Source organism: Dyadobacter fermentans DSM 18053 (assembly GCF_000023125.1).
GTDB lineage: Bacteria > Bacteroidota > Bacteroidia > Cytophagales > Spirosomataceae > Dyadobacter > Dyadobacter fermentans.
In genome coordinates this window covers 923,728-948,914 of the sequence record NC_013037.1, presented here as the reverse complement: position 1 = coordinate 948,914, position 25,187 = coordinate 923,728, and the positions used below count along the sequence as shown (strand labels likewise).

Annotated in this window: 18 protein-coding genes; 6 read left to right on the top strand and 12 right to left on the bottom strand. The window is 51.2% G+C overall.

Going from position 1 to position 25,187, the window contains the following annotated elements:
• Nucleotides 1-44 precede the first annotated feature (44 nt).
• Together DFER_RS03970 and DFER_RS03965 are read left to right on the top strand one after the other, a co-directional pair.
• Nucleotides 45-569 (top strand): TetR/AcrR family transcriptional regulator, encoded by a 525-nt coding sequence (locus DFER_RS03970; RefSeq protein WP_015810320.1) that lies wholly within the window; start codon nucleotides 45-47, stop codon nucleotides 567-569.
• 25 nt (nucleotides 570-594) lie between these two features.
• A complete protein-coding gene (locus DFER_RS03965; protein WP_015810319.1) occupies nucleotides 595-1,005 on the top strand; it encodes a nuclear transport factor 2 family protein in 411 nt (136 codons plus the stop codon).
• Between the two features lie 77 nt (nucleotides 1,006-1,082).
• On the opposite strand, the gene DFER_RS03960 is transcribed toward DFER_RS03965, so the two are convergent.
• From DFER_RS03960 to DFER_RS03950, 3 genes are all read right to left on the bottom strand, one after another.
• Nucleotides 1,083-2,009 carry a DUF6268 family outer membrane beta-barrel protein gene (locus DFER_RS03960; RefSeq protein WP_015810318.1) on the bottom strand — a complete coding sequence of 309 codons (927 nt, stop codon included), beginning with the start codon at nucleotides 2,007-2,009 and terminating at the stop codon, nucleotides 1,083-1,085.
• Between the two features lie 150 nt (nucleotides 2,010-2,159).
• Nucleotides 2,160-2,915, bottom strand: coding sequence for a LytR/AlgR family response regulator transcription factor (locus DFER_RS03955; RefSeq protein WP_015810317.1), 756 nt, complete (start codon nucleotides 2,913-2,915; stop codon nucleotides 2,160-2,162).
• Nucleotides 2,912-3,940: a sensor histidine kinase gene (locus DFER_RS03950; protein WP_015810316.1), complete on the bottom strand. Its 1,029-nt coding sequence runs from the start codon at nucleotides 3,938-3,940 to the stop codon at nucleotides 2,912-2,914. The genes DFER_RS03955 and DFER_RS03950 overlap by 4 nt, the downstream gene beginning before the upstream one ends.
• A 153-nt stretch (nucleotides 3,941-4,093) precedes the next feature.
• On the opposite strand from DFER_RS03950, the gene DFER_RS03945 reads away from it, so the two are divergent.
• Nucleotides 4,094-5,650, top strand: coding sequence for a sulfatase family protein (locus DFER_RS03945; RefSeq protein WP_015810315.1), 1,557 nt, complete (start codon nucleotides 4,094-4,096; stop codon nucleotides 5,648-5,650).
• Nucleotides 5,651-5,696: 46 nt separating this feature from the next.
• Here DFER_RS03945 and DFER_RS03940 read toward each other — a convergent pair whose 3' ends face one another.
• The 5 genes from DFER_RS03940 to DFER_RS03920 form a co-directional block, all read right to left on the bottom strand.
• Entirely contained in the window at nucleotides 5,697-7,829 is a 2,133-nt protein-coding gene (locus tag DFER_RS03940; RefSeq protein ID WP_015810314.1) for an alpha-glucuronidase family glycosyl hydrolase, read from the bottom strand.
• Between the two features lie 20 nt (nucleotides 7,830-7,849).
• The gene (locus DFER_RS03935; protein ID WP_229206257.1) at nucleotides 7,850-8,875 is read right to left on the bottom strand and encodes an endo-1,4-beta-xylanase; all 1,026 of its coding nucleotides are present in this window, start codon (nucleotides 8,873-8,875) and stop codon (nucleotides 7,850-7,852) included.
• 67 nt (nucleotides 8,876-8,942) lie between these two features.
• Nucleotides 8,943-9,983 carry a glycoside hydrolase family 43 protein gene (locus tag DFER_RS03930; RefSeq protein WP_015810312.1) on the bottom strand — a complete coding sequence of 347 codons (1,041 nt, stop codon included), beginning with the start codon at nucleotides 9,981-9,983 and terminating at the stop codon, nucleotides 8,943-8,945.
• Between the two features lie 145 nt (nucleotides 9,984-10,128).
• Nucleotides 10,129-12,087, bottom strand: coding sequence for a RagB/SusD family nutrient uptake outer membrane protein (locus tag DFER_RS03925; protein ID WP_015810311.1), 1,959 nt, complete (start codon nucleotides 12,085-12,087; stop codon nucleotides 10,129-10,131).
• Between the two features lie 8 nt (nucleotides 12,088-12,095).
• On the bottom strand, nucleotides 12,096-15,248 hold the full coding sequence (locus tag DFER_RS03920) for a SusC/RagA family TonB-linked outer membrane protein (RefSeq protein ID WP_015810310.1): 3,153 nt from the start codon (nucleotides 15,246-15,248) through the stop codon (nucleotides 12,096-12,098).
• Between the two features lie 394 nt (nucleotides 15,249-15,642).
• On the opposite strand from DFER_RS03920, the gene DFER_RS03915 reads away from it, so the two are divergent.
• On the top strand, nucleotides 15,643-19,692 hold the full coding sequence (locus DFER_RS03915; RefSeq protein WP_041734723.1) for a hybrid sensor histidine kinase/response regulator transcription factor: 4,050 nt from the start codon (nucleotides 15,643-15,645) through the stop codon (nucleotides 19,690-19,692).
• 17 nt (nucleotides 19,693-19,709) lie between these two features.
• Here the strand turns inward: DFER_RS03915 and DFER_RS03910 are convergent, their stop codons facing one another.
• Together DFER_RS03910 and DFER_RS03905 are read right to left on the bottom strand one after the other, a co-directional pair.
• Nucleotides 19,710-20,957 carry a sensor histidine kinase gene (locus DFER_RS03910; RefSeq protein ID WP_015810308.1) on the bottom strand — a complete coding sequence of 416 codons (1,248 nt, stop codon included), beginning with the start codon at nucleotides 20,955-20,957 and terminating at the stop codon, nucleotides 19,710-19,712.
• Nucleotides 20,958-21,127: 170 nt separating this feature from the next.
• Nucleotides 21,128-21,388 carry a YgaP family membrane protein gene (locus DFER_RS03905; RefSeq protein WP_015810307.1) on the bottom strand — a complete coding sequence of 87 codons (261 nt, stop codon included), beginning with the start codon at nucleotides 21,386-21,388 and terminating at the stop codon, nucleotides 21,128-21,130.
• Between the two features lie 219 nt (nucleotides 21,389-21,607).
• Here DFER_RS03905 and DFER_RS03900 point away from each other — a divergent pair, with 219 nt between their 5' ends.
• Nucleotides 21,608-22,054 (top strand): hypothetical protein, encoded by a 447-nt coding sequence (locus DFER_RS03900; protein ID WP_143828650.1) that lies wholly within the window; start codon nucleotides 21,608-21,610, stop codon nucleotides 22,052-22,054.
• Between the two features lie 63 nt (nucleotides 22,055-22,117).
• Here DFER_RS03900 and DFER_RS03895 read toward each other — a convergent pair whose 3' ends face one another.
• Nucleotides 22,118-22,414: a hypothetical protein gene (locus DFER_RS03895; protein ID WP_187293426.1), complete on the bottom strand. Its 297-nt coding sequence runs from the start codon at nucleotides 22,412-22,414 to the stop codon at nucleotides 22,118-22,120.
• A gap of 16 nt (nucleotides 22,415-22,430) precedes the next feature.
• Nucleotides 22,431-24,224 (bottom strand): phage tail-like protein, encoded by a 1,794-nt coding sequence (locus DFER_RS03890; protein ID WP_229206170.1) that lies wholly within the window; start codon nucleotides 24,222-24,224, stop codon nucleotides 22,431-22,433.
• Nucleotides 24,225-24,516: 292 nt separating this feature from the next.
• Between DFER_RS03890 and DFER_RS03885 the strand changes: the two genes are divergently transcribed.
• A complete protein-coding gene (locus DFER_RS03885) occupies nucleotides 24,517-25,026 on the top strand; it encodes a GNAT family N-acetyltransferase (protein WP_015810303.1) in 510 nt (169 codons plus the stop codon).
• Nucleotides 25,027-25,187 lie beyond the last annotated feature (161 nt).

Here is a 25,187-nt window from a genome sequence, read left to right as displayed (position 1 = left end):
GTCTGTGAAATGATGCATACATTTGTATCACAACAACGACGATCATGAACTCACCGAGAGAAAGAATACTTGAAACAGCTTCGGGTTTGTTTCATCAGCAGGGGTACAATAGCACGGGTATTAATCAGATCATTAGTGAAGCCGCAGTGGCCAAAGCAAGTTTTTATAGTCATTTTAAATCAAAGGATGAGCTGTGTATTGCGTTCCTGAGCGCGAGACATGACTATTGGTTTTCTGAATTGAACACATTTGGTTCAAAAGTAACTGGCACAAAGCAACGCCTGCTGGCTGCGTTTGACTTCATTATTTATATGAATGAAAAAGAAGATTTCAGGGGGTGCAGTTTCCTGAATATTTTATCGGAAATATCCAAAGATCAGGCTGCAATACTTTCTGTAATACAGGCGCACAAGAATGACCTGAGAAAATTTTTCAAAAACGAGGATGTAAGCGATCCGGTATCCGATCACATATACTTATTATTTGAGAGTTCGATTATTGAGAGCCAACTATTCAGATCAAATGAGCTGGTCAATCGATCAAAAGAAATTGTAGGAAGTTTAATATAATTTTCATTTAATCTTATAAAACAACATGGAAAAGAGATTCCCTTTACCCCCGTTCACATTAGAAACGGCGCTACAAAAAATTCAATTGGCAGAAGATGCCTGGAACAGCCAAAACCCGGAAAAAGTCTCAATGGCCTACACCGTCGACAGCGAATGGCGGAATAGAAATGTATTTGTGAATGGCCGGGAAGAAATTGTTCAGTTTTTGACAAAAAAATGGGAGAAAGAATTAGACTACAAACTTAAAAAAGAATACTGGGCGCATACGGACAATCGAATTGCCGTGCGGTTCGAATATGAGTACAGGAATCACGAAGGCAAATGGTTCAGAGCGTACGGTAATGAAAACTGGGAGTTCGATGAAAATGGGCTGATGGCCAAACGATATGCAAGCATCAATGATCTCGAAATCGACGAGGCGGACAGGCATGTGTAGCTTGAAGGTTTCCGTTGCATTGCTAGTGGGAATGCTGTTGCCCTCCGGGGCTCGGCCGGTGCTGGGCCGTAAAACGCTCATCGCTTCAAATCCCACTTTAAGCCAACGGACGCGTAGGGGGATGCTGAAAAGTAATAGTCATTATTGGAGGCAAACATTCCCTTCAAAGTGCGATTGCTGTATGCGGCCGGGCGGTACAGGTTCAGGCCGATCATGGCGGTCGCGGTGAGTCCCGTTTTCCCGAGCTTTACTTCCGGACGCAGCCCGGTGACGATGTACTGGTGGGAGAATATCACATCTTTCCCCTCTTTTTCGAGCAGGGCCACCTGGCCGTTCATTTCCAATGCCCACGAGAGTTTTATGCGGTCATTCAACTTGTAACTCGCTGCTATGTCAAGGCCATCAACCAATTCAGCGCTCACGTTGAACTTTCCTTGATGCTTCCAGTTCACGTAAACGGCCGGAAATACCATCGGATAGCCCAGCGAACTGTTTAGCGCCACACCGCCCCCGATCGACAGGTTGGGTTTCAAATGGCGGATAAAAATAACGCCGGCACTTCCGAGCACGTTTTTGAACGTGATTTTTGAAAAATCGGTCGAAGGAGTGAACACGCCCATACCCACACCCGCCCTGACGGACCATTTCCCGTTGAGCGGCCGCAGGTGATAAATGCCCGCTTGCAGGTTCATGATCCTGGAAACCATCTCACTTGTGAATTGCTCATTGTTCAGCGATGCGTAAGCGCCACTAAGGGCGACGCCCCAGGCCGTCGGGCGGTTATGTTCGTTGATTTTGGTTGACAGCGGGATATTCACCGCGCCCTGGTACACAATGGAAGACCCTTTGCTATCACCGATCTTTTCTTTCGGCTTATCTCCGTTTGGCAAAAACCAGTAACCGGAATTACCGATGAATTCGGTCTTAAAGGAAACTTGTTGCGCGTTTGCTTTCAGGCAAAGCAAGGACCCGAAGATCACTGCAAATAATGATATTGATTTCATGGCTGAGACTTAACTGGCGTTTAAATTGTTTCATTTTTCAGCAAATGTGAGCGGAATGAAGCAACACCAAAAGTCAAAAACCACGGGGTTCAGAATAGGCAGGTTGAAGTGCAGAATGTAGGAAATGGAATTAAGAATGCCGGCTGTCGGCTATTCAAGAATACCGTCCATCCATTTCAGAAAGTCCGGCACGCGCACGCGGCTTACCAGCACTTCGTGCGGGCATGCCGGTGAAAAGGAAAGCTGCAAGCGGCTGTTGAAGTATTTGATTACACTTTCTATGGCTTTGAGATTGCCGATGCAATTTCGTGAGACACGAAAAAACAAGTGATGGTCGAGCTGCTGTTCGATCTGATCCAAAGTATAGTTGACAATGTAACGTTTGTCGGTGAAGGTATGCAGGAAAACCACGCCGTCTTCGCTGTAAAAATGAGCGATATCGGTTGTTTCAATGTAATGATAATTTTCACCTTTCGAGATCAGGAACCGGTTCTTCGTACCTGCCGGCAACAGGGATTTGAAACTGTTGGAATCCGGTTGAAATAACTGGTTGTGAAAGATATGCTCAAATTTAACGAGTGCCGATTCCAGCTCTGCTTCTTCAAAAGGTTTAAGCAAATAGTCGATGCTGTTTAACTTGAAAGCCCTGATCGCATGTTCGTCATAAGCAGTCGTGAATATAACCGGAGTTTTCACCTCAATATGGTTGAATATCTCAAAACAACTGCCATCGGCGAGCCTGATGTCCAATAGGATCAAATCAACCTTTGTTGTTTTCAGGAACGTGATGGTATCAATGACCGTCTTGGTCCGCTTCTCCAATACGTAACCTGGACGCAATGCGGTCATCATGCGTTTCAACTCTTCGGCAGCAAATCGTTCGTCTTCTACGATCAGGTATTTCATGGCTCGATATAAGGGATTTTCACAATAAATTGATCACCGGTATGCTCCACGACAATGTCCTTTCCAAATAGCTGATACTGCTTTTTCAAGTACTTCAATCCAATGCCGCTTTTGTCCGCATTGCTGGATGGCTTCACCTGATTTTCCACGGAAACATATTCTTTTCCAATCGTAATCTGAATAGCCAACGGTGCTTCCTCGGTGGCCACATTGTGCTTGAACACATTCTCCAACAGAAGCTGCATCGTAAGCGGGACAATCTTATTGCTTTCCGATCCGCTATCTTCATGCACTGTAAATGTGAAAGCATTTTCAAACCGCATCTGCATCAAAAATATATACGACTCAAGCACTTCCATTTCTTCCGCGACCGTCACGGAAGGCTGCTGGTTCAACGAAAGCACGTAACGGTAACTTCTGGAAAGCGCTTTCGTAAACTTCTTGGCATTCTGCGGGTTCAGGTATATCAGCGATGAGAGCACATTCAATGAATTAAATAAAAAATGCGGGTTGATCTGTGCCTTCAATGTCTCGTGCTGAAATAACAGCACTTCACGCTTCGCCTTTTCAGAATCGGCAATCGCCTTTTGTTCGGACCGAAAATAATGGATCAGTTCAAAGACGAGCAGTATAGGCGCATTGGTGAGCATTCCCAATGCAAATTTGGTTGCAAACGGAGGTAGCCCCGTCGGAGGAACATGCAATATTTTGTAAATCATCCAATCAAAAACCCATAACAGCGCAAGACTTATCAAAGTCAGCCCTACCATGTCGGCCATGATGCGGTACGATACATTTTTGGAATAGGGAATATGTTTATTCAGAAACAGTAACAAGTTATAATCCGCCACACACATCGTGAGCACCACCACGTAATGGGCCGTTAGCTGGACGGCAAATTTTCCCCATAAATCATCCTGCATCACGATATTGCTGAGCAGCATTTGGCATAATGCATACAGCAGCGATGAGAAGATAAAAATGAAAACATGCTTTACGTTAAAACCGCTTATTTGACGCGCCATCAGTGTCGTGATCGTTGAAGGCGGAAATGTAAAAGATAACCGGCAGACCATCCGTAAATCCTGCCGGTTTTCCGATGAAGTTCATTATTTGAGGGATGAATTTAACTCGCTCTCCTTAATTACCTTTGAAGTACATCATTACAATATCGTTTTATGCACAAGAACCTCGTTAGATTATCGGTCCTGTTTGTTCTGTCAGCACTATTTTTTGCCGCGAAAAACGGCCGGCCAGCCGACAAACATGAGCCATACAGAACGTCTTCCGCAAAACGCCCCAACATTCTCTTCGTTATTTCCGACGATCAATCCTACCCGCATACGTCGGCGTATGGTTACGAGGGCGTTAGCACGCCTGCATTCGATCGTGTTGCCCGAGAAGGCGTTCTTTTTACCAATGCGTTCTCCGCCTCGCCCGGGTGCAGCCCTTCGCGGGCGGCTATTCTGACGGGAAAAAACTGCTGGCAGCTCGAACATGCCGGCACGCATGCCAGCTCGTTCTCGGCGCAATTCCAAACCTATCCCGACCTGCTCGAAGCGTCGGGCTACTTGATCGGCCACACCGGTAAAGGCTGGGGACCGGGAAATTTCAAAATTTCCGGCCGCAGCCGAAACCCTGCCGGCCCCGCATTCAACAAAGTCACTATGGAAGCACCCAAAGGCATCAGCAACAACGACTATGCCGCTAATTTCAAGAGCTTTCTCTCCTCCAAACCCCAGGATAAGCCATTCTGCTTTTGGTTTGGAGCACAGGAGCCGCACCGGCGGTACCCCACCGGCATCGGCAAGCGAAGTGGGATGGATATGTCGAAGGTGAAAGTGCCTGGATTTCTGCCGGAAAGCGATGAGGTCAAGTCGGATATGATGGATTATCTGTATGAGATCCAATGGTTTGACAACCATCTCGCGCGCATCATCCGCACGCTCGAAGAGACTGGCGAACTGGATAATACGATCATTGTCGTCACTTCGGACAATGGCATGCCCTTTCCGCGGGCCAAAGCCAATGTGTATGAGTACGGCATCCATTTGCCGCTGGCCATCCGCTGGGGAAGCAAGGTAAAAGGCAACCGGAAAGTCACCGATCCCGTGAGCCTCACCGACCTTGCCCCTACTTTCCTGGAAGCCGCCGGAGTGCCGTTCGATGCGAAAGCAATTGCCGGAAAAAGCCTGATGAATATCCTCACCGGTAGTGGCCAGGGAGAAGTGGACAAAAGCCGAGAAGCGGTGTTTGCATCACGGGAGCGGCATTCTTCGTCCCGCTGGAACAACCTCGGATACCCGCAGCGCTGCATCCGCACGCGGCAATACCTGTATATCTGGAACGTGTACCCCGCCCGCTGGCCCGCGGGCGATCCGCAGGAAATCAGCAAAAACGGCCAGCTTGCAGGCATGGACAGCGCCTATTTTGATATCGATGATTTTACCGAATCGTATGTTTTCTCCAACCGCAAGAAACCCGGTGTTGCGCCATTTTTTCATATGGCGGTCGATAAAAGGCCCGGACAGGAGTTGTACGACATCGTCAAAGACCCCGCGTGCCTGCATAATCTGGCGGCACAGGCGAATATGAAAACCGTAGTGGCGGATCTGGATAAAAAACTAAAATCCTACCTGACCGCTACCGGCGATCCCCGGATGGGAAAGAACGGAGAAATTTTCGAAACATATGAAAGGTATAGTCCGCTCAGAGCATTTCCATCGCGCCGATAATTTCAATTCTCAGATTTAGTTTGGCTGATTGCCCGTTTTTCGCAGCTTACCGGATCAGATAAACGCCTACCGATTTTTTCAGCTCTTCGAGGGTCTGGCGGGGCGGCTCCAGGCCTTTGGGGACGGGCTGTTTGGAGAATGTTTGCAGGTACAATACCCAGGCATCACGCCACCAGATTGCCTCCCGGCGCTGAACCTTCAGACGTCCTGCCACATCAGCATAAATCCTGTTGTCCAGACCCGTCCTGGCAAGATCCCATTGCTGCTGCATCCACACGACGGAATCCGCACCCGTGTACAAGCGGTGGCAGAGCTCATCCCACAGCGTCCGACCGGTACCCAGCTTTTTGTCCCAGCCGACATGATGAAACCATAACAGGTAGGGCAATGCGGTATTTTCGGGGTCGTTCCACTGCTGTTGCACCTGCGGCCGGTACTGCGCCAGGGCGCCACTGCCATTCGCGGTGCGGTCAAATCCCAGCCCGGCCGAGTCGGCGCGGTGGTAATAGGTTGCTGTCCAATCCGGACGGGCGCCTCGGCTCTGCCAGGGTTCGGGCGCGAAATGAACACCCATCCACGGGCGCGATAGCCCAAGCGGCGTATTGTAATCGACGTAAATCTCGCGCGACCTCAGCATAAGCGCCTGAATGTGTGCCCCGGGCTTCGGCTGACGCGTTAAAGTGAGCTGTATCCACTCGTTGGCGATCTGCTCCGACGTCAGCTGATGGTCCCAGCTGAGTCTTCCGAATGCATACCAGTTGGCTTGCGCCAGCGGATGGCCTGTCCAGTTTCGGTCGCTGCCCGTGTTGGCAACGCCCGCCATCAACGTACGGGTGTAGCCGTGCAGACTTCCATCGATCACTTTCGCAACGGTAGAACCCTGCCCCTTCACATAGGTATCAGCATCGAGGCATTCCTTGAAAATGGGCGCCTCATACACGGCATGCGCGGCAAACCCCAGATATTCCTGCGTAATCTGAAACTCCATTCCCAGAGGGGTGCCTGGCATATTTCCAAACAAAGGAGAGAATGGTTCCCTCGGCTGAAAATCGATCGGCCCGTTTTTGACCTGCACAATTACCCTGGGGTCAAACTTGCCGTCGAGCGGCACAAATTCCTCGTAGGCCGCCTTGAACCGGTCCGCATTGGGATCAGCCTTGTACACAAAGGCGCGCCAGATAACAATACCGTCGTACGGCTTGAACGCCTCGGCGAGCATATTGGCGCCATCGGCATGCGTGCGCCCATAATCCTGCGGGCCCGGTTCCCCTTCCGAATTGGCCTTGACCAAAAAACCGCCGAAATCAGGAATTTCGCGATAGATCTCCGCCACTTTCTCCGACCACCATGCCCGGACTTTCGGGTCCAGCGGATCGGAAGTGGTCAGGCCGCCCAATGTTTTGGGTGCGGCGAAATACACCGACAAATATGTTCTGATACCATACCTGCGCATCACAGCGGCTATGGCGGCCACTTTTACGATGTACTCGCGCGACATGAACCGCGCACTGGCATTCACATTGTTAAGCACCGTACCGTTGATACCGAGCGAAGCGTTGGCCCGGGCGTAATCTTCATACCTGGGATCAATGCGTTCCGGGAGCTCGTACCATTTCCACAGCGAAGAGCCCGCATAACCACGCTCGATTGTTCCGTCGGGATTATCCCAATGATTCAGCATGCGGTAGCGGACTTTGGGTGTGCTTTTCACATTCACGCCGCTTAGCGACTGCCCGGTCTGCATATGTCGGAGCAGTGCGAATGCGCCATACAGGATGCCCCCTTCCGTTGCGGAACGGATAACGATGTTGCCCGACACTTCCCGGATCTGATAACCTTCTTGCTGCAAGGGCATTAGGGTTGAATCGGGTCCAAGGCTGAACACGATCCCTCCCCTCCGGCCAGCTACCTTAGCCACGACCGGGACGGATTTGCCCACAAGGCCGTTGAGTGCCATTTGCAACTCCTTAGCAGCGCTGCCCGTGATCTCACTATGAACGGCGTCTGAAATAAATGAGCTGTATTTCAGGTAATGCGCCTTGCGGCTCAGATCTTTAACCGGCTCGTATTTTAACCATAGCCTGTAACCATCGTCTCCGCCGTCGACTGGTAAATGGTCAGCCAAGGATACGGAGCGCGTCAGCACGCATAGGGTAAACAGGATTAGTAATCGGAACATACGAATGTGCTTTGTCGATCTCAAAAATTCACTACCCCCTCAAAGGCCTGCTTAGGTTTGTAATGCTGGTCAAACAGCAAGGGGAAGTCTTTACGCCCCTGAACCGGGAAGTTATCCAGCCAACTCGACCGGTCCGATACGTTCCAGAAAGTGACGCCAGTTACCGTGCTTTTGTATTTGCGGAATGTATCAAAAAGCATTTGATAATGGGCGGACTGCTTCTGCATCATTTCATCGGTATAAATGGCTTTGTCAAGTTCGTTTTTCTTACGGCGCTCATGCTCTTTGGGATACACCGAAACATCCAGCTCCGTAATCTGAACGGCCAGGCCCAGACTGGCAAAGTCCTCGATCGACTTTTCGAGCTCCTGCCGGGTCGGCTCGTAGATCGACCAATGCCCCTGCAACCCGACACCGTGCACCGGAATCTTTTTCGCTTTCAGCTTTTTGAGCAGTTGGTAAATTTTCTCCCTTTTTGCTGCGCTTTCTGTGTTGTAGTCATTGTAAAACAGTTTGGCATCCGGATCGGCCGCGTGGGCATATTCGAATGCTTTTTCGATGTACTCTTCACCAATGATCTGATAAAACTTTGACGAACGATAGATACTGTTTCCCGTATCCGGCACCGCTTCGTTGACGACATCCCAGGCATAAATTTTACCCTTGTACCGGCTCACGACGTCTGTAATGTGCTGTTTTAAACGCGCCAGCAGCTCTTCTCTGGAAACCTGCTGTCCCTGGGCATCTGTAAAAAACCATCGGGGCGCCTGGCTGTGCCAGCACAAGGTGTGCCCCCTGACCAGCATATTGTTTGCCTGACCGAACGCGACGATGGCATCCGCATCGCGCCAGTCATAACGGTTTGGCTCGGGATGAATAGGCCCCATCTTCATCGCATTCTCCGGGGTGATGCTACTGAACTGCGCTTTTATAAGCTCGGACTCCGGGCCTAACAAGCTTCTGGGGGCCACCGCTACACCAATTGGGAAGTACGTTTTGTAGGCCTCTTTGAGTGTTTTTTGCGCAAAAACATCGGACGGGAGCATTGCAGCGCCGACAGCGATATAACGAATGAATGAATGCAATTTGAATAACTTCATGATATGCCTGCGATCACGGGTTAATGGTCTTAATGTTTCCGGCCTCGTCCCGGAGCAGCTCCCTTACTTTCACATTCCGCAGGTGCGTTTTGCCAGAAAGCGCTGAATCGTGATAAAACAAATACCACTTTCCATCGAATTCCACGATGGAATGGTGTGTGGTCCAGCCCTCGACGGGGTTCATAATGACGCCCTTGTAGGTAAATGGACCATACGGCGAGCTGCCTTCCGCGTAGCATAGCAAATGTGTATCACCTGTCGAATACGAGAAATAATATTTCCCATTGTATTTGTGCATCCAGGCACCCTCGAAGAACCTGCGATCGTTATCGGCGGCCAGCAGCGGCTTGCCGTTGGTATCTAGGATCTGCACGTCGCGGAGCGGCTCGGCGAAGGATAACATATCACCGCTCATCAACGCCACTTTCGCGCTGAGTGCCGACTCGTTCTCATGGCCTTTGCCAAGATCGGTCATCAATGTTTTGTCATATGTGCCGCTATGCCACCGCTGCAACTGCCCACCCCAGATTCCGCCCAGGTACATGTAGCTTTTGCCGTCAGCGTCGGTGAATACCGCCGGATCAATGCTGTAACTCCCTGCAATAGGCTCGGGCTGCGCCTTGAAGGGCCCGGAAGGGGATTTACTGGTGGCTACGCCGATCCGGAATATACCCTGTTTGTCTTTCGCAGGGAAATACAGGTAATAGGTCCCGTTTTTGAATGCGGCGTCCGGCGCCCACATCTGCTTATCGGCCCAGGGCACATCCTTCACATCCAGTACACGGCCGTGGTCCGTCACCTTTCCCCCGATTTTGTCCATCGAATACACGTGGTAGTCGCGCATCTGGAAATGCCCGCCCTCATCATCCTGCGCGACGTGCGCCTCGACGTCATGGGAGGGATAAATGTATATTTTACCATTAAAAACGTGTGCAGACGGATCGGCGGTGTACAAATCAGTCACGAGAGGCTGGATTTTCACCGCATCATTCTGCGCATAAAGGCTGCCGGTTCCGGCAGCGAAGGCAATCAAAAGTTTGTTGAAAGAAATCATATACAATTTTTGCAATTACTTAAAAACATAAACCTGCCTGACGAGATACAAACCCGGATGTAAGCGCATGGCAGGCCACTTGCTTACATCCGAATCTGCTGATTGTTAACTGACCAAAATTTCAGTTTGACCAGATGTTTACTGCTTACAAATAGCCCGGATTCTGATAAGCCGCTTTCTGCTCGGCAGTAATGTCCAGGTTATCAAGCTGTCCCTGCGGGATCGGCCGGAGAAAATGATAGTTCTCGATCGTTCTCTTAAAAGTGACCGGCGTATGGTCTCCTACTCTCGGGCCGCAGATCGTGTAGCTCGCTCCCAGCTCTTTCCAGGTTTGCGTACGAACCAGGTCATACCAGCGGTATCCTTCGCCATAGTATTCGCGGGAGCGTTCCGCCAGAATATAATTAATGGTGATGGCGGCAGGCGTCGCGGCGATCATGGCCGCGCTGTTATCGGCAATTTTCTCGACATTACCCTGGTTGTTCCAGCGCCATTTGCCAGCACGTGCGCGAATCACGTTGATCAGGTCACGGGCCGTCTTCCCGCCCTGCGTAGAAGCGCCTTTAACGGCCGCCTCGGCAGCGATGAAATACAGCTCAGAGAATTTGGCGATGTTGAACGGACGCGTATTGGCCGCATTGGGCTGGCCCAGGCCCGTTCCATTATCGGTTCGATAAGTGCCTAATTTCCATAAACCCGGATAAACAAGCCTGCTGATCGCACTCGGCGCAACCACGTAGTCAGCCCTGCCCGGCATTACGCCAAGGCCCATTCCGCTCTTGTAAACGGTGTTGGAATAATCAATCGCCTGAGCGGGGTCCTCATTCAGGAACGTGAGAATGGCTTCGCCCGGCCGTACCTGCAGGTTGTTTGCATTGTACAAAAACTCATTGGTCACGCCTGCCTTCGGCCAGTTGCCGCGGTAGGCAGTCGTAAATGTGCCGTCGTAACGGGAATCGTTGGTTTTGTCGGCGAATGTATGCTTGAAAACTTCGTGCGGCGGCGCCATCCTCACCCAGGGACGTCCCAGGGCCTGGGCAGCCTCGCGCTGAACCGAGTTAACCGTGGTCGGGGCGCTCCAGTTGGTCTTTGAACTGGTAATACTGGTGTAGTTCCATGTCAGCATCCACACTGCAAAGTTGTCCGCATCACCGCCATTGGCATAAGTCAGGCTCGAACCGTTGTAAAGCTCGCTGGTTTCGGTGTGATCCGCATAGAGCAGCATTTCGCTGTTCCGGTCATTGGAGCCCAGGTTCACATCGTAATAGGTATCCTGCAATTTAAACGGACCCGGATCATCGATTGCTTCTACGGCAAGATCGTAAGCCTTTTGAAAGTACCACTGGGCATTGTGGCCGTCAGGGTCGGTGCGGGCGGTTTCCGGATAAGTGGGAATGTTCCCGGGGTTTTCAAGCCACCATCCGTAGGTCAGGTAAGCTTTCGCCAGGTATAGCCGGGCCAGCGTCTTGGTCACGCCTCCCTTTACCCGCCCTGTGGCAGGAAGGTCACTGACCGCCTTGGCGAGATCGGGGAAAATGGCTCTGGTGTACACTTCCGGCACTGTGTTCCGCACGGATGTCCTCAGGGTAGAAATATTGAACGCCAGCTCTCCCGAGCCCAGATCGAGCGGCACGCCGCCAAATGCCTGCACCAGCAAAAAGTAGTCGAATGCCCGGAAGAAACGTGCCTCCGCAATCAGCGCCGGAGAAATCCCCACGGCGGTGGCATTCTCGATTACGCCATTGGCTGTGTTGATGTTGGGAAAAGCATTGTACCAGACGTTGCTCGCGTCACTGTTGGTAGGCATGATCAGGCCCCCGCCCGACAGGTCATGGATCTGAAATCCGCTGCCGCCGCCGCTTGCTCCCCAGGTCGCTTCATCCGTTCCGGTCATGCAGGAGTTGTAATAATAGGCATTGCCGAAGATCCATCTCAGGTGCGCATACATACCTGTGAGGCCGCCATAAACTCCCTTTTCAGTTTTAAAATAATCCGGTGTATAAATAGCCCGCGGTTTTTCCTCTAAAATATCTGTACACCCTACCGAAAGAAGCATCAGCAGCACCAGGCTGCGAAGGCTTAAATATTGAATGTGTTTCATCATTACGCTGTTTAAAAGGTCAGATTAACGCCCAGCAGATAGTTCCGGGTTGAAGGGGTATTCGTGCCGATCGTGAGTATACGTCGTAGCGCACCCGACAGTGGAACTGCCGCATTCTCATTTCCGTAGGAGTTTGTTTCCGGGTCCATTCCCGATTCCCGGTGGTAAGGAGAGAACATTACAAAGGGATTTTGAGCCGTGAAATAAACCCGTAGTCTGGTAATCCCCAGCTTTTCAAGCTGCCTCGAATCCAGATTATAGCCCAGCGTCATTGTCCTGATTTTCAGGTATGAGGCATCGAAATAGCCCAGCGTGCTGCCGTATTTGGGGTTATCGCCACCGATACCGCCCGGTGCAGGATATTTCGCAGATGTATTTTCCGGCGTCCAGTAATCGACTTTGACATTGTTGCCTGAGCGTGCATTCAGGTTGTTCAGATACCCTCCCGAACCGTACAGCGTGCTATTGAGCAAGCCCCCGCTTTTGAATGCACCCACAATACCCAGATCGAACCCTTTATAAGCGACATGCGTATTGAATCCGCCCTGAAAATCAGGCTGCATGCTGATAATCTGTCTGTCGCTGGCATTGATCGCCCGTGTTGGCGCTCCGTCCGCATTGTAGTCCCCGGTGTATTTGACCCGGATCATGCCCGCATTGCCGCCCGGTTCGTAAATATCCCGGTACTGGTCATCGGCCTGCCAGAGCCCTACTTTTTCATAGTCAAAGATCGAATTGATGGGATGGCCGACAAACCACCAGTTGCCTTCGTCACGCTGCTGACCGGATGCCAGTGAAACCAGCTTGTTGCGGTTGCCGTAGATGTTAAACCCGATGTCCCAGGACCAGCCATTGACGTTTTCCAGGATTGTTCCATTCAGGTTTAGCTCAATGCCCTTGTTCTCGGTCTGCCCGATGTTGGCGGTATAACCTCCTACCCCCGAGGTCGGCGGGAGTCCTACGCCCAGCAGCACATTTTTGGTTTGCTGCTCGTAGTATTCCACCGTACCCGACAACCGGTTGTTGAAGAGCTTGAAATCAACCCCGAAATTGACTGTATTGGAAAACTCCCATCCCAGACGCGGGTTCGGTGCGTTGGACACATAGAATCCCGTCGAATAAGTATCATCGCCGAAATTATAGGGCCTTGTCGCCAGCAGCCCCAGCGTCTCATACGGATTCACCGCCTGGTTGGAAGTTTGCCCATACCCGGCCCTCAGTTTCAGAAGATTTACCCGGGTAACACCGCTCATAAAGTTTTCTTTCGAGATGTTCCAGCCCGCGGACACGGCAGGATAGGCATTCCACTGGTAACCCGATGCAAGTCGTGAGGAGCCGTCTGCCCGGTAAGTGACGCTGAGCATGTATCGGTCGTCATAGGAGTACATCACCCGGCCCATATAGGAAAGCAGCCCCCATTGATTGTAACCCTGGTTGGCGGGATTCACCGTAATAATGCCGTCGGCACGTCCGAGGTTATAGAACTGAAATGCATCCGAGGGAATATCACGGGCACCGACCGAGGAGTTGCTGGACGTATTCTGCTGGGCGGAATAGAGCGCAACCGCATTGATAATATGCTTCTTGAAGGTCTTGTCGTAGCTCAAAAGGTTTTCAATGGCCCAGTTGGTGGTAAGTGAATTGTTGATACCCGCCGTTGAAACGTTTTGGACATTGCCGCTGAATACCCCCTGCCCGGTGTAATTCCCGCCGCTGCTTTGCCGGAAATTAAGACCCAGGTTAGCCCGGTATTTAAGCCCGGTTACCCCGGGAACCCTGATTTCCGCAAACACGGTGTTATAAGATCCGTATGCCTTCGTCTGATCCACATAGGCATCGCCCAGGCTGTTGAACCGCTGCCGGGAAGGAACCCATTGCGGCCCGGAAGTCTGCTCCTGAACGATGGTTTTCATGCTTCCGTCGGCATTGTAAGGATTGGTGATCGGCGTTCGGGCCAAAGCCATTCCTACTGCCGGCACGCCGTTTCCGTTGTTGATCGTAAAGTTCGAGTTGGTCGACAATCCGACTTTAAAGTATTTGTTGATATCCTGGTCCACAGACCCTTGCAGCGAATAACGGGTAAAGTTCTGCAAAGGCACCACCGCATTCTCCTTGTAATATCCCAGCCCGAACGAATAGCTGCCCTTCTCCGTACCCGCTGAAACACTCAGATCATGGCTTGTCATCATCCCGTTCCGGTAAATCATATCCTGCCAATCCGTATTGACATCGTTGGACTCGTCGATCGTATTCTGGAATTTCTGAATGCTGGCCGCGCGAAGTGCCGCAAACTCGGGCCCGTTCATCATGGGATATTTGGCAAAAACGGTAGTCACCCCATGAAAGCCATTATAGCTGAACTGTGCCTTCTGCCCGCGCTTTCCGGTGTTGGTCGTGATCAGAATCACCCCATTGGCACCCCTTGAACCATAAATAGCCGTTGCCGAAGCGTCTTTGAGAATGTCCAGGCTTTTGATGCTGTTCGGGTTGATGTCGGTCAGCGAGCCGGCGAATGGTATCCCGTCGAGCACGATCAGCGGGTTATTATCCGCCCTCAGTGAACGTTGGCCCCTGATCAGGATCTGCATGGCCGAGCCTGGTTTCGACGATGTTTGGGAAATTTCAACACCCACTACCCGGCCTTGCAACGCCTGCGAGAGGTTCGAAGAGGGAACTTGCCGCATAATGTCACCCGAGACCGAAACCACAGACCCCGTCACTGCTTCCTGGCGCTGGGTCCCGTAGCCCACCACTACTACTTCCTCCAAAACCTTGTTATCGGTTTTAAGCAGGACGTCTATCACCTTCTGGGTGCCAACCGGGATTTCCTGGGAAACATACCCCACCAGGGAGATGACTAAAACGGCATTTGCTCCGTCGGCCACACGCAGTTTGAAATTACCGTCCGCGTCGGTGATTGTACCAGTGGTGGTAGATTTAACCAGCACACTGGCGCCGGGTAATCCTTCGCCGTCCTCGCCGGTAACTTTACCGGTAATCTCCACTTCGGCCACCGGCGCAGCCCGGTGCCTGCTGTTGTAGTCGGCGATCGGCGCGCGTCCGGCAATGGCATCATGCGGTGCTGCTGCCAGCAACAATACCGGCAGGCCACAAATGCCCGCGATCCTGGCCAGCGCATTACGGTTTAATAAACAGTCATGCATAATTGATGTTTGATTAAAAGTTCTGAATAGATTGGATCGTTTATCCTGAGGTGTCAAATTGACAATAATAATTTTAAGCACAGTCTGACCTTGAAGCGCCAAACCCTTTCATCACTTTTTCCAGATATTGTTTGATTTATTTCTGACAAAATTAGCACAAGCGTCACCTCGGCTGTGAGCACATTTGTGCATATTAAAGCGACTATTGTTCAAATGAGCCCGAAAACTGACCGATTTGGAGAGAAACTTGCATTTTTAGGATTTAATTTTCGTTTTTTGACCCATCCAAAGCCGCTACGGCAGTACCATGTCTCCCACCATGCGATTAAAGCTGATTGCCACCATCATTTTTGTCCTGTTCTTTGCTTTCTTGGGGCGACTGACTTGCGTGGTTATGGCGCAGGCGCCCGAGCCCAAATTCACCTCGCTTACATCGATGGACGGGCTGTCTTCCAACACGGTGACGGCAATTCTGAAAGACCGATACGGGTTGATGTGGTTCGCCACGGATGATGGCTTGAACAGGTTTGACGGTACAGACGTGCTAACCTACCGTCACATGAAAAACGAAATGTCCTCGCTGAGGTCAAGCGACATCTCTTCGCTTCATCAGGATCGGCAGGGCCGCATGTGGGTGGGAACGGTGGAAGGAGGCCTGCATCTGTACAACAGGCGCAAGGACCGCTTTGTGAGCGTGTCGTCACCACATAGCGTCACCAGTATCGCAAGCGACGCTTCCGGCAAGCTCTGGGTAGGCACCACGGGCGGGCTGGTTACCGTAAATCCGGAGACGCTTCAGATGAGTACTTTTTCATCCGCTCCCGAAATACCTGACCAGATTTCCAAAGGGCTTATTCTGAGTGTCACAGTCGATCACAGGAAGATCGTATGGATTGGCACCGATAAAGGCCTGTTCAGCATTAATCCAAACGATCCTACTTCGGAACACATCAATTACCTTCAATCGCTTCCCGACGAGGCGGGCGCACGGTCCGTGAAGTCAGTCATCGAGGATCATGACGGAAATATCTGGATCGGCACATTCAGCGGTCTTTACAAGCTCGACTCCAATGGTCGGATCTTGCAAAGCCACCATTATGAGGCGGGCAATCACAGCTCACTGAGCAGCAATATGGTCTTCGCCATTGCTGCTGAAAACGGCCGCCGCCTCTGGATCTGCACGGATTCCGGCCTGAATATCCTGGACGTGCCCACAGGCAAATTTACCCGCTACGAACCCGACACGCGAACGCAGTTCAGCCTCAGTAACAAATCCGTGCGCAGCATTCTGATTGACGACGAAGGAATCTGCTGGCTGGGGACCTACAAGGGGGGCGTCAACAAATACGACAAGAACCTGCCCATCTTCGGGTTAAAAAGGGCGGATGTAAACGATCCATACGGACTGAGCGCCCCCTTTGTAACATCATTTGCCGAAAGCAGCTCCGGAAAGCTTTTTGTAGGAACCGATGGCGGAGGCGTGAGCCTTTACAACAGAGAAACCAATCTGTTCAAGCGCTTCGCGATTAGTCCAAAAACCCGCAAAGCGGCCTCAGGGCTTGCTATTCTGTCGATGGAGCTGGCCTCAGAAACAGCGCTCTGGATAGGGACTTTTCAGGACGGCCTATTCCGGCTAAATCCCAAGACGGGCGCATACACGCAGTTCACCAGTGGCAAAGACTCTGCCTCGCTCAGCAACAACGACATTTTTGTCGTAAGAAAAGACCGGACAGGGAAGATATGGATTGGTTCGAATGGCGGCGGACTGCACCAATTCGATCCTGCTACCCAAAAATTCAAAAGGTTTTATCGTCCCGGCGTGCCCATGGCCGACAGGGTTATCCCGCTGAATGCATACATCCGGGACATTATCCAGGACCGGGAAGGGTTGCTCTGGATCGGTTCGCACGGGACAGGCATTGCCGTGTTTGATCCGGTAAGCCAGACCTCCCGGCTGCTCAACAAACAGAACAGTAATTTGCCGAGCAACATTGTGTATTCCATTTTGGAAGACCGGCAGGGCAACATCTGGGTGGGCACATCCGGTGAGGGACTGGCGCTCTATAATCCCCGGTCCAAAAGGTTTACCACCTTTTCAGCAAAGGAAGGGCTGGCCAGTAACATCGTCAACAAGGTTTTGGAGGATGCTCAGGGACGCATTTGGGTAAGTACCAATCAGGGAATCAGCTATTTTGATCCAAACAGCAGGAAATTCACGAATTATACGACCTATAATGGAATACAAAACAAGACATTCGTGTTGGGTTCGGGATTGAGGACCAAAGACAACACGCTTTTCTTCGGCGGAATCGATGGATTCAACTACATCGACACACGAAGCCTGCCCTCCACCAAGAAAGGGGCTCCCATTATACTCAAAGATCTCCGAATTGGGAACCACAACGTTACGTCGGCGGACTCCAATTTCATTGATGCGGACATTTCGGTGGCCACAGCGATACGGCTCAATTACAAGCAGAATTTCTCTATCGGCTTTGCCGCCCTGGATTATACCAACCCCCGACAAATCCAGTACCGCCACCGGATGAAGGGCATGCAGTCCGAATGGAACCACACCGGCACCAATAACGTGGCCAGCTACACCAATCTCAGCCCTGGCGACTATGTTTTTCAGGTACAGGCCAGCACCGACGGTGTCAACTGGAACGGGCATACCACCTCCGTGGCTGTTGTAGTGGAACCGCCTTTTTACCTGACCATCTACGCCTATCTGCTGTATATCCTAACCCCTTTTGTGATCGTACTCATCATGCGGCGCAGGGGAATCAAGAAGCTCAAACGGGAATTCCAGCGGCAGCAGCGCGAGGCCGAAGAACAGCAGGCACGCGAGCTTGATAAGCTGAAAATCAAATTCCTTACCAATCTGAGCCACGAGTTCAGAACACCGATAGCGCTCATTCTGGCCCCGATTGACAGTGTGCTTACCAAAACACGGGAAACTGAGCTGCATGCGCCGGTTGTGGCCATTAAACGAAATGCCAAAAGGCTGCTGAACCTGGTAGATCATCTGCTGGACTTCAAAAACATGCAACAACAGGAACTGAGTCTGGAGCTCGCCAGAAAGGACATCGTTTCCTTCATTGAAGATACTTGCGGTCAATTCAGCGATCTGTTCGTGCGTAAAGGCATTAATTTCAGCGTCCAAAGCTCGATAGCGCATCTCTTCATGGATTTCGACGCCAATAAGCTCGAAAGAATATTGTTCAACCTGCTGTCAAATGCTTCCAAATTCACACAGGGCGGTGGACAGGTAAGTCTCACCATTGATCAGCATCATAGCCCGGCGGGCGATTCCTGGCTGGAAATTGCCATCACCGATACCGGGATCGGGATTTCAGAAGACAAACACGAAAAAATCTTCGAGCGCTTTTTTCAAGACGATTCAACGCACTCTGTACTCAATCAGGGAAGCGGCATCGGCCTTTCCATCGTCCGGGAATTTGTTCAGCTGCACAAGGGGTATATCTCCGTCGAGAGCCGGCCGGGGCTGGGCAGTACTTTTCGTGTCCAGCTGCCGATCCATGCCGGATGCGAAGTCGTTCCCGCGCATGAGCTGCCCGAGGGACCGGAACAGCAGCAAGGCCCGATATCCGCGCCGGTCGGGAGGCTGGAAAAGGTGCCTGCGGACGAGCCTTCCAACGTGCTGATCATCGAAGACAATGACGAATTCAGACAATATCTGAAAGAGAATCTGATGCAGTATTACCGTGTAACCGAAGCCTGCAACGGCAAGGAGGGCTGGCAGAAGACGCTTAGCCACCATCCCGAGCTGATTGTCAGCGATGTGGCAATGCCCGAGATGGACGGCATTGCATTGAGCGAGAAAATCAAGGCAGATAAGCGCACGAAACACATTCCGATCATTCTGCTGACTGCCTCAACCGGCGAGCAACAGCAACTCGAAGGGCTCAACTCGGGCGCCAATGATTATCTCACCAAACCTTTCAACTTTGACATTCTTAATGCAAAGATCAACAATCTCATTCTGCTCAATAGGCTCTTGAAAGGGGTGTATTCGCGCCATATTAAAATTTCAGGTCAGGACCCTCAAATTCAATCCGGTCAGGAAAAACTGTTGAAAGATATGCTGGACTACATTGAGGATAATCTGCTTACCTCCCAGCTTAGCGTGGAAAACCTGAGCAAACACGTCGGCATGAGCAGGGGAAGTTTATATAGCAAAGTGCTGGAAATGAGCGGCCAGACCCCTATCGAATTCATTCGTTCCATTAAACTGGAAAAAGCAGCCGTGCTGCTCGAAAACAGCGACCTGAGCGTTTCACAAATCTCCTACATGACCGGTTTTACCGCCCCTAATTATTTCGCCAAGTCATTTAAGGCAAAATTCAGCATGCTCCCGACCGAGTACCGGGCCCGCAGAAACAAACGGCCAGTCCACAACAATGCTTTCGAGGCCGATTGATCGGGCGTTGGTAGCACTTACGCGAGTGCTTTTTCCAATGGCAAGATTACTGAAACGACCGTTCCACTTCCCACTGAGGAATCGATGGTGATCTGCCCAAAATGATTTCTGACAATCTTCCGGCACAGACTCAGCCCGGAACCGACGCCTTCCACAAAGATCTCGGTCGGCAACTGAGAAAAAATATCAAAAATCTGTTCGAGCTGCGATTCTTCAATCCCGATCCCGTTATCTGAAATTCTGATCTCAACATATTCCTTATTGGCAGACAACTGCGGGCCGGCGCCGTCAGCAATATGTTTTCCCGAGGTGACCGAAATCTTAAGCGGCGTGCCTGGACGCGAGAATTTTATTGCATTATCAAAAAGATGATAAAACAGTTGTGCAATTTGATCCGGGTAAACCTGTATCACTGGCATATTGCCGACCAGCACATCGGCTGTCTTTGCATCCAGTTGGTCCTGCATTTTAATTTGAACCACGTCGATAATTTCGCTCAGATCCGTTTGCTGCAAAGCCTGACCGCCTGCATTCAAATTAGAAAAATCTGTAAGGTCTTTGATCAAAAGCGAAAACCGGTCTGCACCACGCTTAATGCGCAATGCCAATAGCTCGGCTTTATCGAGTTGATTCTCAGATATTGCATTTATCAGCATACCAGTAAATACGCTCAGCTTGCGCAGCGGCTCCTGAAGGGTATGACTTGTTATATGCTGGTACTGCCGGTTTTCATCACGTGAGTTGATCAGTTGGCGGTTTAGCTCGCGGTTGATCTCGCTGCTGTTACTTAGCAAATCACTTTGCTCAAGATGAAATGCGATTAGATCGGTAAAAGCGGCAAACATTTTGACGATACCCGATTTTTGGAGCTGTCGCGGCTCCGGATCGATCGCGCACAGCGTGCCAAAAAACATACCCGATTTGAGTATGATAGGAAAAGAAATGTAGCTCTGAAAACCATACATGAGCGGTGTATGATGGTTGCAAAACTGCGGACTTTCCCGCACATGATCGATGATGACAGGCTGATGGGAATCCCGGATTTCATCACAAATGGTGGTTCTGATTTCCAGCTCACTTCCCGGCACCAGGCCAAACCGGATATCGTCACGGACGCTGCATGTAATCCATCTTGTTTCGGTAACCCTGGCAACAGCAGCAAATCCCATTCCGGTCGTTTCGCAAATCACATCAAGTAGATTGGGGATCACCGCAATACTTCTTACCCTTTCAATATCCCGCTGAATTTCTTCCTCCGAATACATACTTTGTGTTAATGTCTTGCCGACAAGGTACTAACAAATCCGCCAATTATCGGAACTGTTACTGTTACGATTGGATGATTTTGGATCAATTGCAGCAATTAGTTTACCTACGCCGTCAGGTTTGCCGGTGGGAAAACATCTTCGTACATTTCATGGAATTATCCCGCCGATCAGGTAGCGAGCAGGCTATTACGTCCTATGGCCTTATTCAGAGGGCAAAAACCGGTTGTCGCACGGGTGAGCAGGAATCCGCTTACTGCCGTCAACCCTTTCCCCAGCAGCGTATTCTTTTTCTGTACCGCATAAGCCCCAAGCGCCACAGCCGCAATTCCGGAAATAATCCGCTCGGTTGTCCCTACGTTTTGATTGTTTGCCACAACTTCCACGGCCTGTTCGGCCCCCTCTTTGATTTTGTCTGTCGCGTTTTGCATAATATTTGGTTGTAAAAAGTTCTTCGCCAGGCGCAACAATAATCATACCATGCCTTTTCCGGGAAGATATCTCAATATTGTATACATTCCAGAAAGATGGCTGTAAGTGAAGCGCGGTAAGCTTCGGCGTCGTTAAATCTGGGAAACGCTCATCAGCACAGCGTCGAACTTGCATTACAACCATCAGTTGCCGGAATACATCTCATACAAAGTATATTAATGACATTGCTATCTGAAATTCATTCAGTTATTCCAAAGCCTTTAGATATGTGGTTCAGTAAAAAAATAGCATCAGTCGGGGCGGTTCTCGCTTTGCTCGGTTGCAACAAAGACAATGCCGGCCCGGTGTCGGAAATTCAATGCATTCCGGCCGTGTACCTGACCGATTATTGCCCGACAAAAAAGGAAACGCATCTGGTCCGACTGCTGAAACCGACGCCGTACGCAACAAAAATGGAAAGCAGCAGCCCCGGGAACGAAGTTTATGTGGCAGCAGTGATTAATCTTCCGCAATCACTGATAAAACGGGATACGATCTTTCAATTGCAGTTTCATTATGACCCTCAGGCAGAGCTGGACAACAAGGCGGTTGGCCCTTGCAACGCTAATATTGCGCCAGCGAAAATGGTCGTTTACGACGGTGTAAGTGAGGCTGTTTGCCCCTGACGGGTTGACAAAGCAAGAGGCCGTCTCAAAAATTGATTTGAGACGGCCTCTTGCTTTTTAAGACTATTCTCCTTCCCGCTTCACCGGTATGGCGGGACTCGCTTCGGGCTTTGCCTCCGAGGCTGGTTTGTACAACCCGCCGGGCAGGGAATTGGTCCGGAGCTGTTTGCCATAACCGCCGGTGGCTGCCGGCTTGGGCAGTGTGTCTTTTTTGACGACTACATCTTTGCTGAATAGCAACCCGGGCGCTGTGCCGTTTTTCAATTGTTTGCCAATCGACTCGTCTGTTTTGAAACGGGACTGGGCGGTAGCCATGACGCCGGTGAGGGCGGTCAGGGCAATGATGAGGATGTATTTCATAATGTTGGATAGCTGGTTATTTGACATTGACAAACACGTTGATCTTGCCGGTCCCTTCGCCGTCGAAGTTCTGCAATGCTTTGCCGAGTGATTGTCCGGGCTGGATTTTGGCCGGATCGGCCTTCATGGCTACGCCGGGGATCGAGGAAGTTACCAGCAGGTCGCCGCGCTGAATCGCCCCTCCTTCGCCGCACACTTTGGTAGGAATTACACCCACGACACCCATGGGTACCGTTCCGGCGAGCTCGCTTTCGACGTGCTGCTCGGTGAGGAGCACGCCCGGCTTGGTCGCGTACACGCCGAGCACGAGCGATGAATAAGCGCCAGCGCTTTTTTCGATTGTGCGGTCTTTGGAGGTAGCAATGCTCAGCACATCGCCCGGCTCATATTGGGACACCGCGTCCACGACCTCGAATGCTTCCGCGATGTCGGCACCGCCGGTCACCGCGCCATCGTTGAAAAAGCCTCTTCCCGATTTGTTGATGCGCGCCACCGTCGATCCGGCACTTTGGAATATGGCCAGGTTGCCGCTCGCCCCGGTATGGTTTATCTGAAGGTTGCTCCCGGTCCCGTTCGTGCTGATCAGCACCGTGGGTTGGCCATTGGATGAATTGAAATTTGAAAACCGCCCGGCTTTGCCTGTCCCGAAATTGGGTATCCAGCCATACATCGCGTTGCCGGAGCCGTCGCAGGTCGCTTCCACGCCATCGCCCGTACCACCCGCGTTCGCGATAACGCCATTTCCGGTACCGTCCGCCAATGCCACTACGGCATGGCCGTTGCCTGCGGGATTACTCGAATGAAACAAACCGGCATAGCCGCCCGTGCCTGACGATATCCCGTATACCCCGGCCGTTCCGAAGTTGGCGAACCTCGAATTGACTTCTCCTTTTACGGCTGCCGAAGTACCCGTAGTCCTTTCCACCTTAAAGTTACCGGCAATGCCGTCCCCAACCGTTCTGACCAGGAGCGCCTCGGTTTGATTATCCTCGTTAAGGTTCTCAAACCGTCCCGGACGCCCGGTTGCGAAAGAAGGGACCCAAGCGTACAATGCATTGCCGCCTCCATCGACGTTCGTTTCGACGCCATCACCGTCTTTGCTTGCATTGGCGGTGATGGCGTTGCCGTTACCATCGTTAATAGCCACGAGCGCAGCGCCGTTGCCCGACGTATTGGCTGCATGAAAAAGGCCGGCGAACCCTCCCGTACCGGAGGATTTACCAAAAATGCCCGCCGCACCAAAGTTGCCGAAGATCGTATTCACCTCGCCCCTTACGGCAGCGCCCACGCTGTTGCTATTGTTTATGCTGAACGACGCAGCATTTCCCAGGGTATTATCCGGGATGTTGCCGTTCCCTGTGGTTTCTACATGCAGCGTGTTAGCGTCGATATTGTTGGAATTGGTATTCTGAAACCGGCCAGCGGGGCCTGTGCCGGCCGATATTCCTTCCAGCGCGGGACCTGCACCCTGGTTGGTAGCTGAAAACGCTGCGGCCGCATTGTTGGTTGTGCCGGCATAGGGCAATGCCAACGGCGCATTGTCCGTCCAGCCGGTGCCGCTTTTGAAATACCAGAAACTCTTGGTATCGGTGTCGTACACCAGCAGGCCATCCGCCGGGCTGGCGATGCCGGTGCGCTGGGAAGAGCTGAGGCGGGGAATGAGCACGCCTTTGGCGCCCGACTGCACTTCGAGCTGCGCGCTGGCGTCGGGCGTAGTGGTGCCGATGCCTACCTGGGCGCTGGCGGTGAATGCGACTGAGCCGAGCAGGGTGGTCAGTAATGCGGCATTGGGAAGATAGAATCTCTTCATGGTCATCTTGATTAATGCTTTTTTGAACAAGGATTAGGGAAACCTGTGACGTCCCTACGCATGATAGCATAGACCTGCGTAGTAATTCGGAAAGTTACTGGCGTCATTTGTAACCGACTGTACTTACAATGACTACCCTTTTGTCGAATTTCAGTTACATAATAATTTTTGTAAAAAATGGGTGACTGACAGCACGTGTCAACAGCATTATTCCAAATAGTGATTCACCTAACCCGGTACAAAAGACTCTTCAAAACGCTATTTTCGTAAATCGCATTAAAAGGAGCTTATCATGACGATGATCAAATTCAGAGCAGCTACGATCGAGGATCTGGATCTTTTACGGCACTGGGATGAACAACCCCATACCGTCGCCTCAGATCCGAACGATGACTGGGGATGGGAAACGGAACTTTTGCGGTCGCCCGAATGGCGCGAGCAGCTTATTGCCGAACTGGATGGCAGACCGGTTGGCTTTGTACAAATCATTGATCCTCTGCTGGAAGATAGCCACTACTGGGGCGAAGTTCCGGCGAATCTCCGCGCAATCGACATCTGGATTGGAGAAGCTGATGACCTCGGAAAAGGTTATGGCGCTGAAATGATGCGGTTGGCCATCGTTCGCTGTTTTTCGTCGCCCGACGTCTCCGCCATCGTGATCGATCCGCTCGACTCCAATGTGAGAGCGAGGAAGTTTTATGAAAGGCTAGGATTTTCTTTTGTCGAGAACCGCACGTTCGGCGAAGATTTCTGTGCGGTTTATTCGCTCGACCGGGGTGCCTGGGAGAGAAACCAGATTTGACCTTCCTGAAAAGCCGCTCGCCCGACAACTGCTTAAAAGGTAATTTTTTAGATAGAATTGTTTGTCCGTATGCTCAATGAAAAGCGCTTATGGGACAACGGTGTTCATTTCTTCAAGGGGCGGAAAACATCTTGCATATATTTTTGTTACGTTTGCTACCC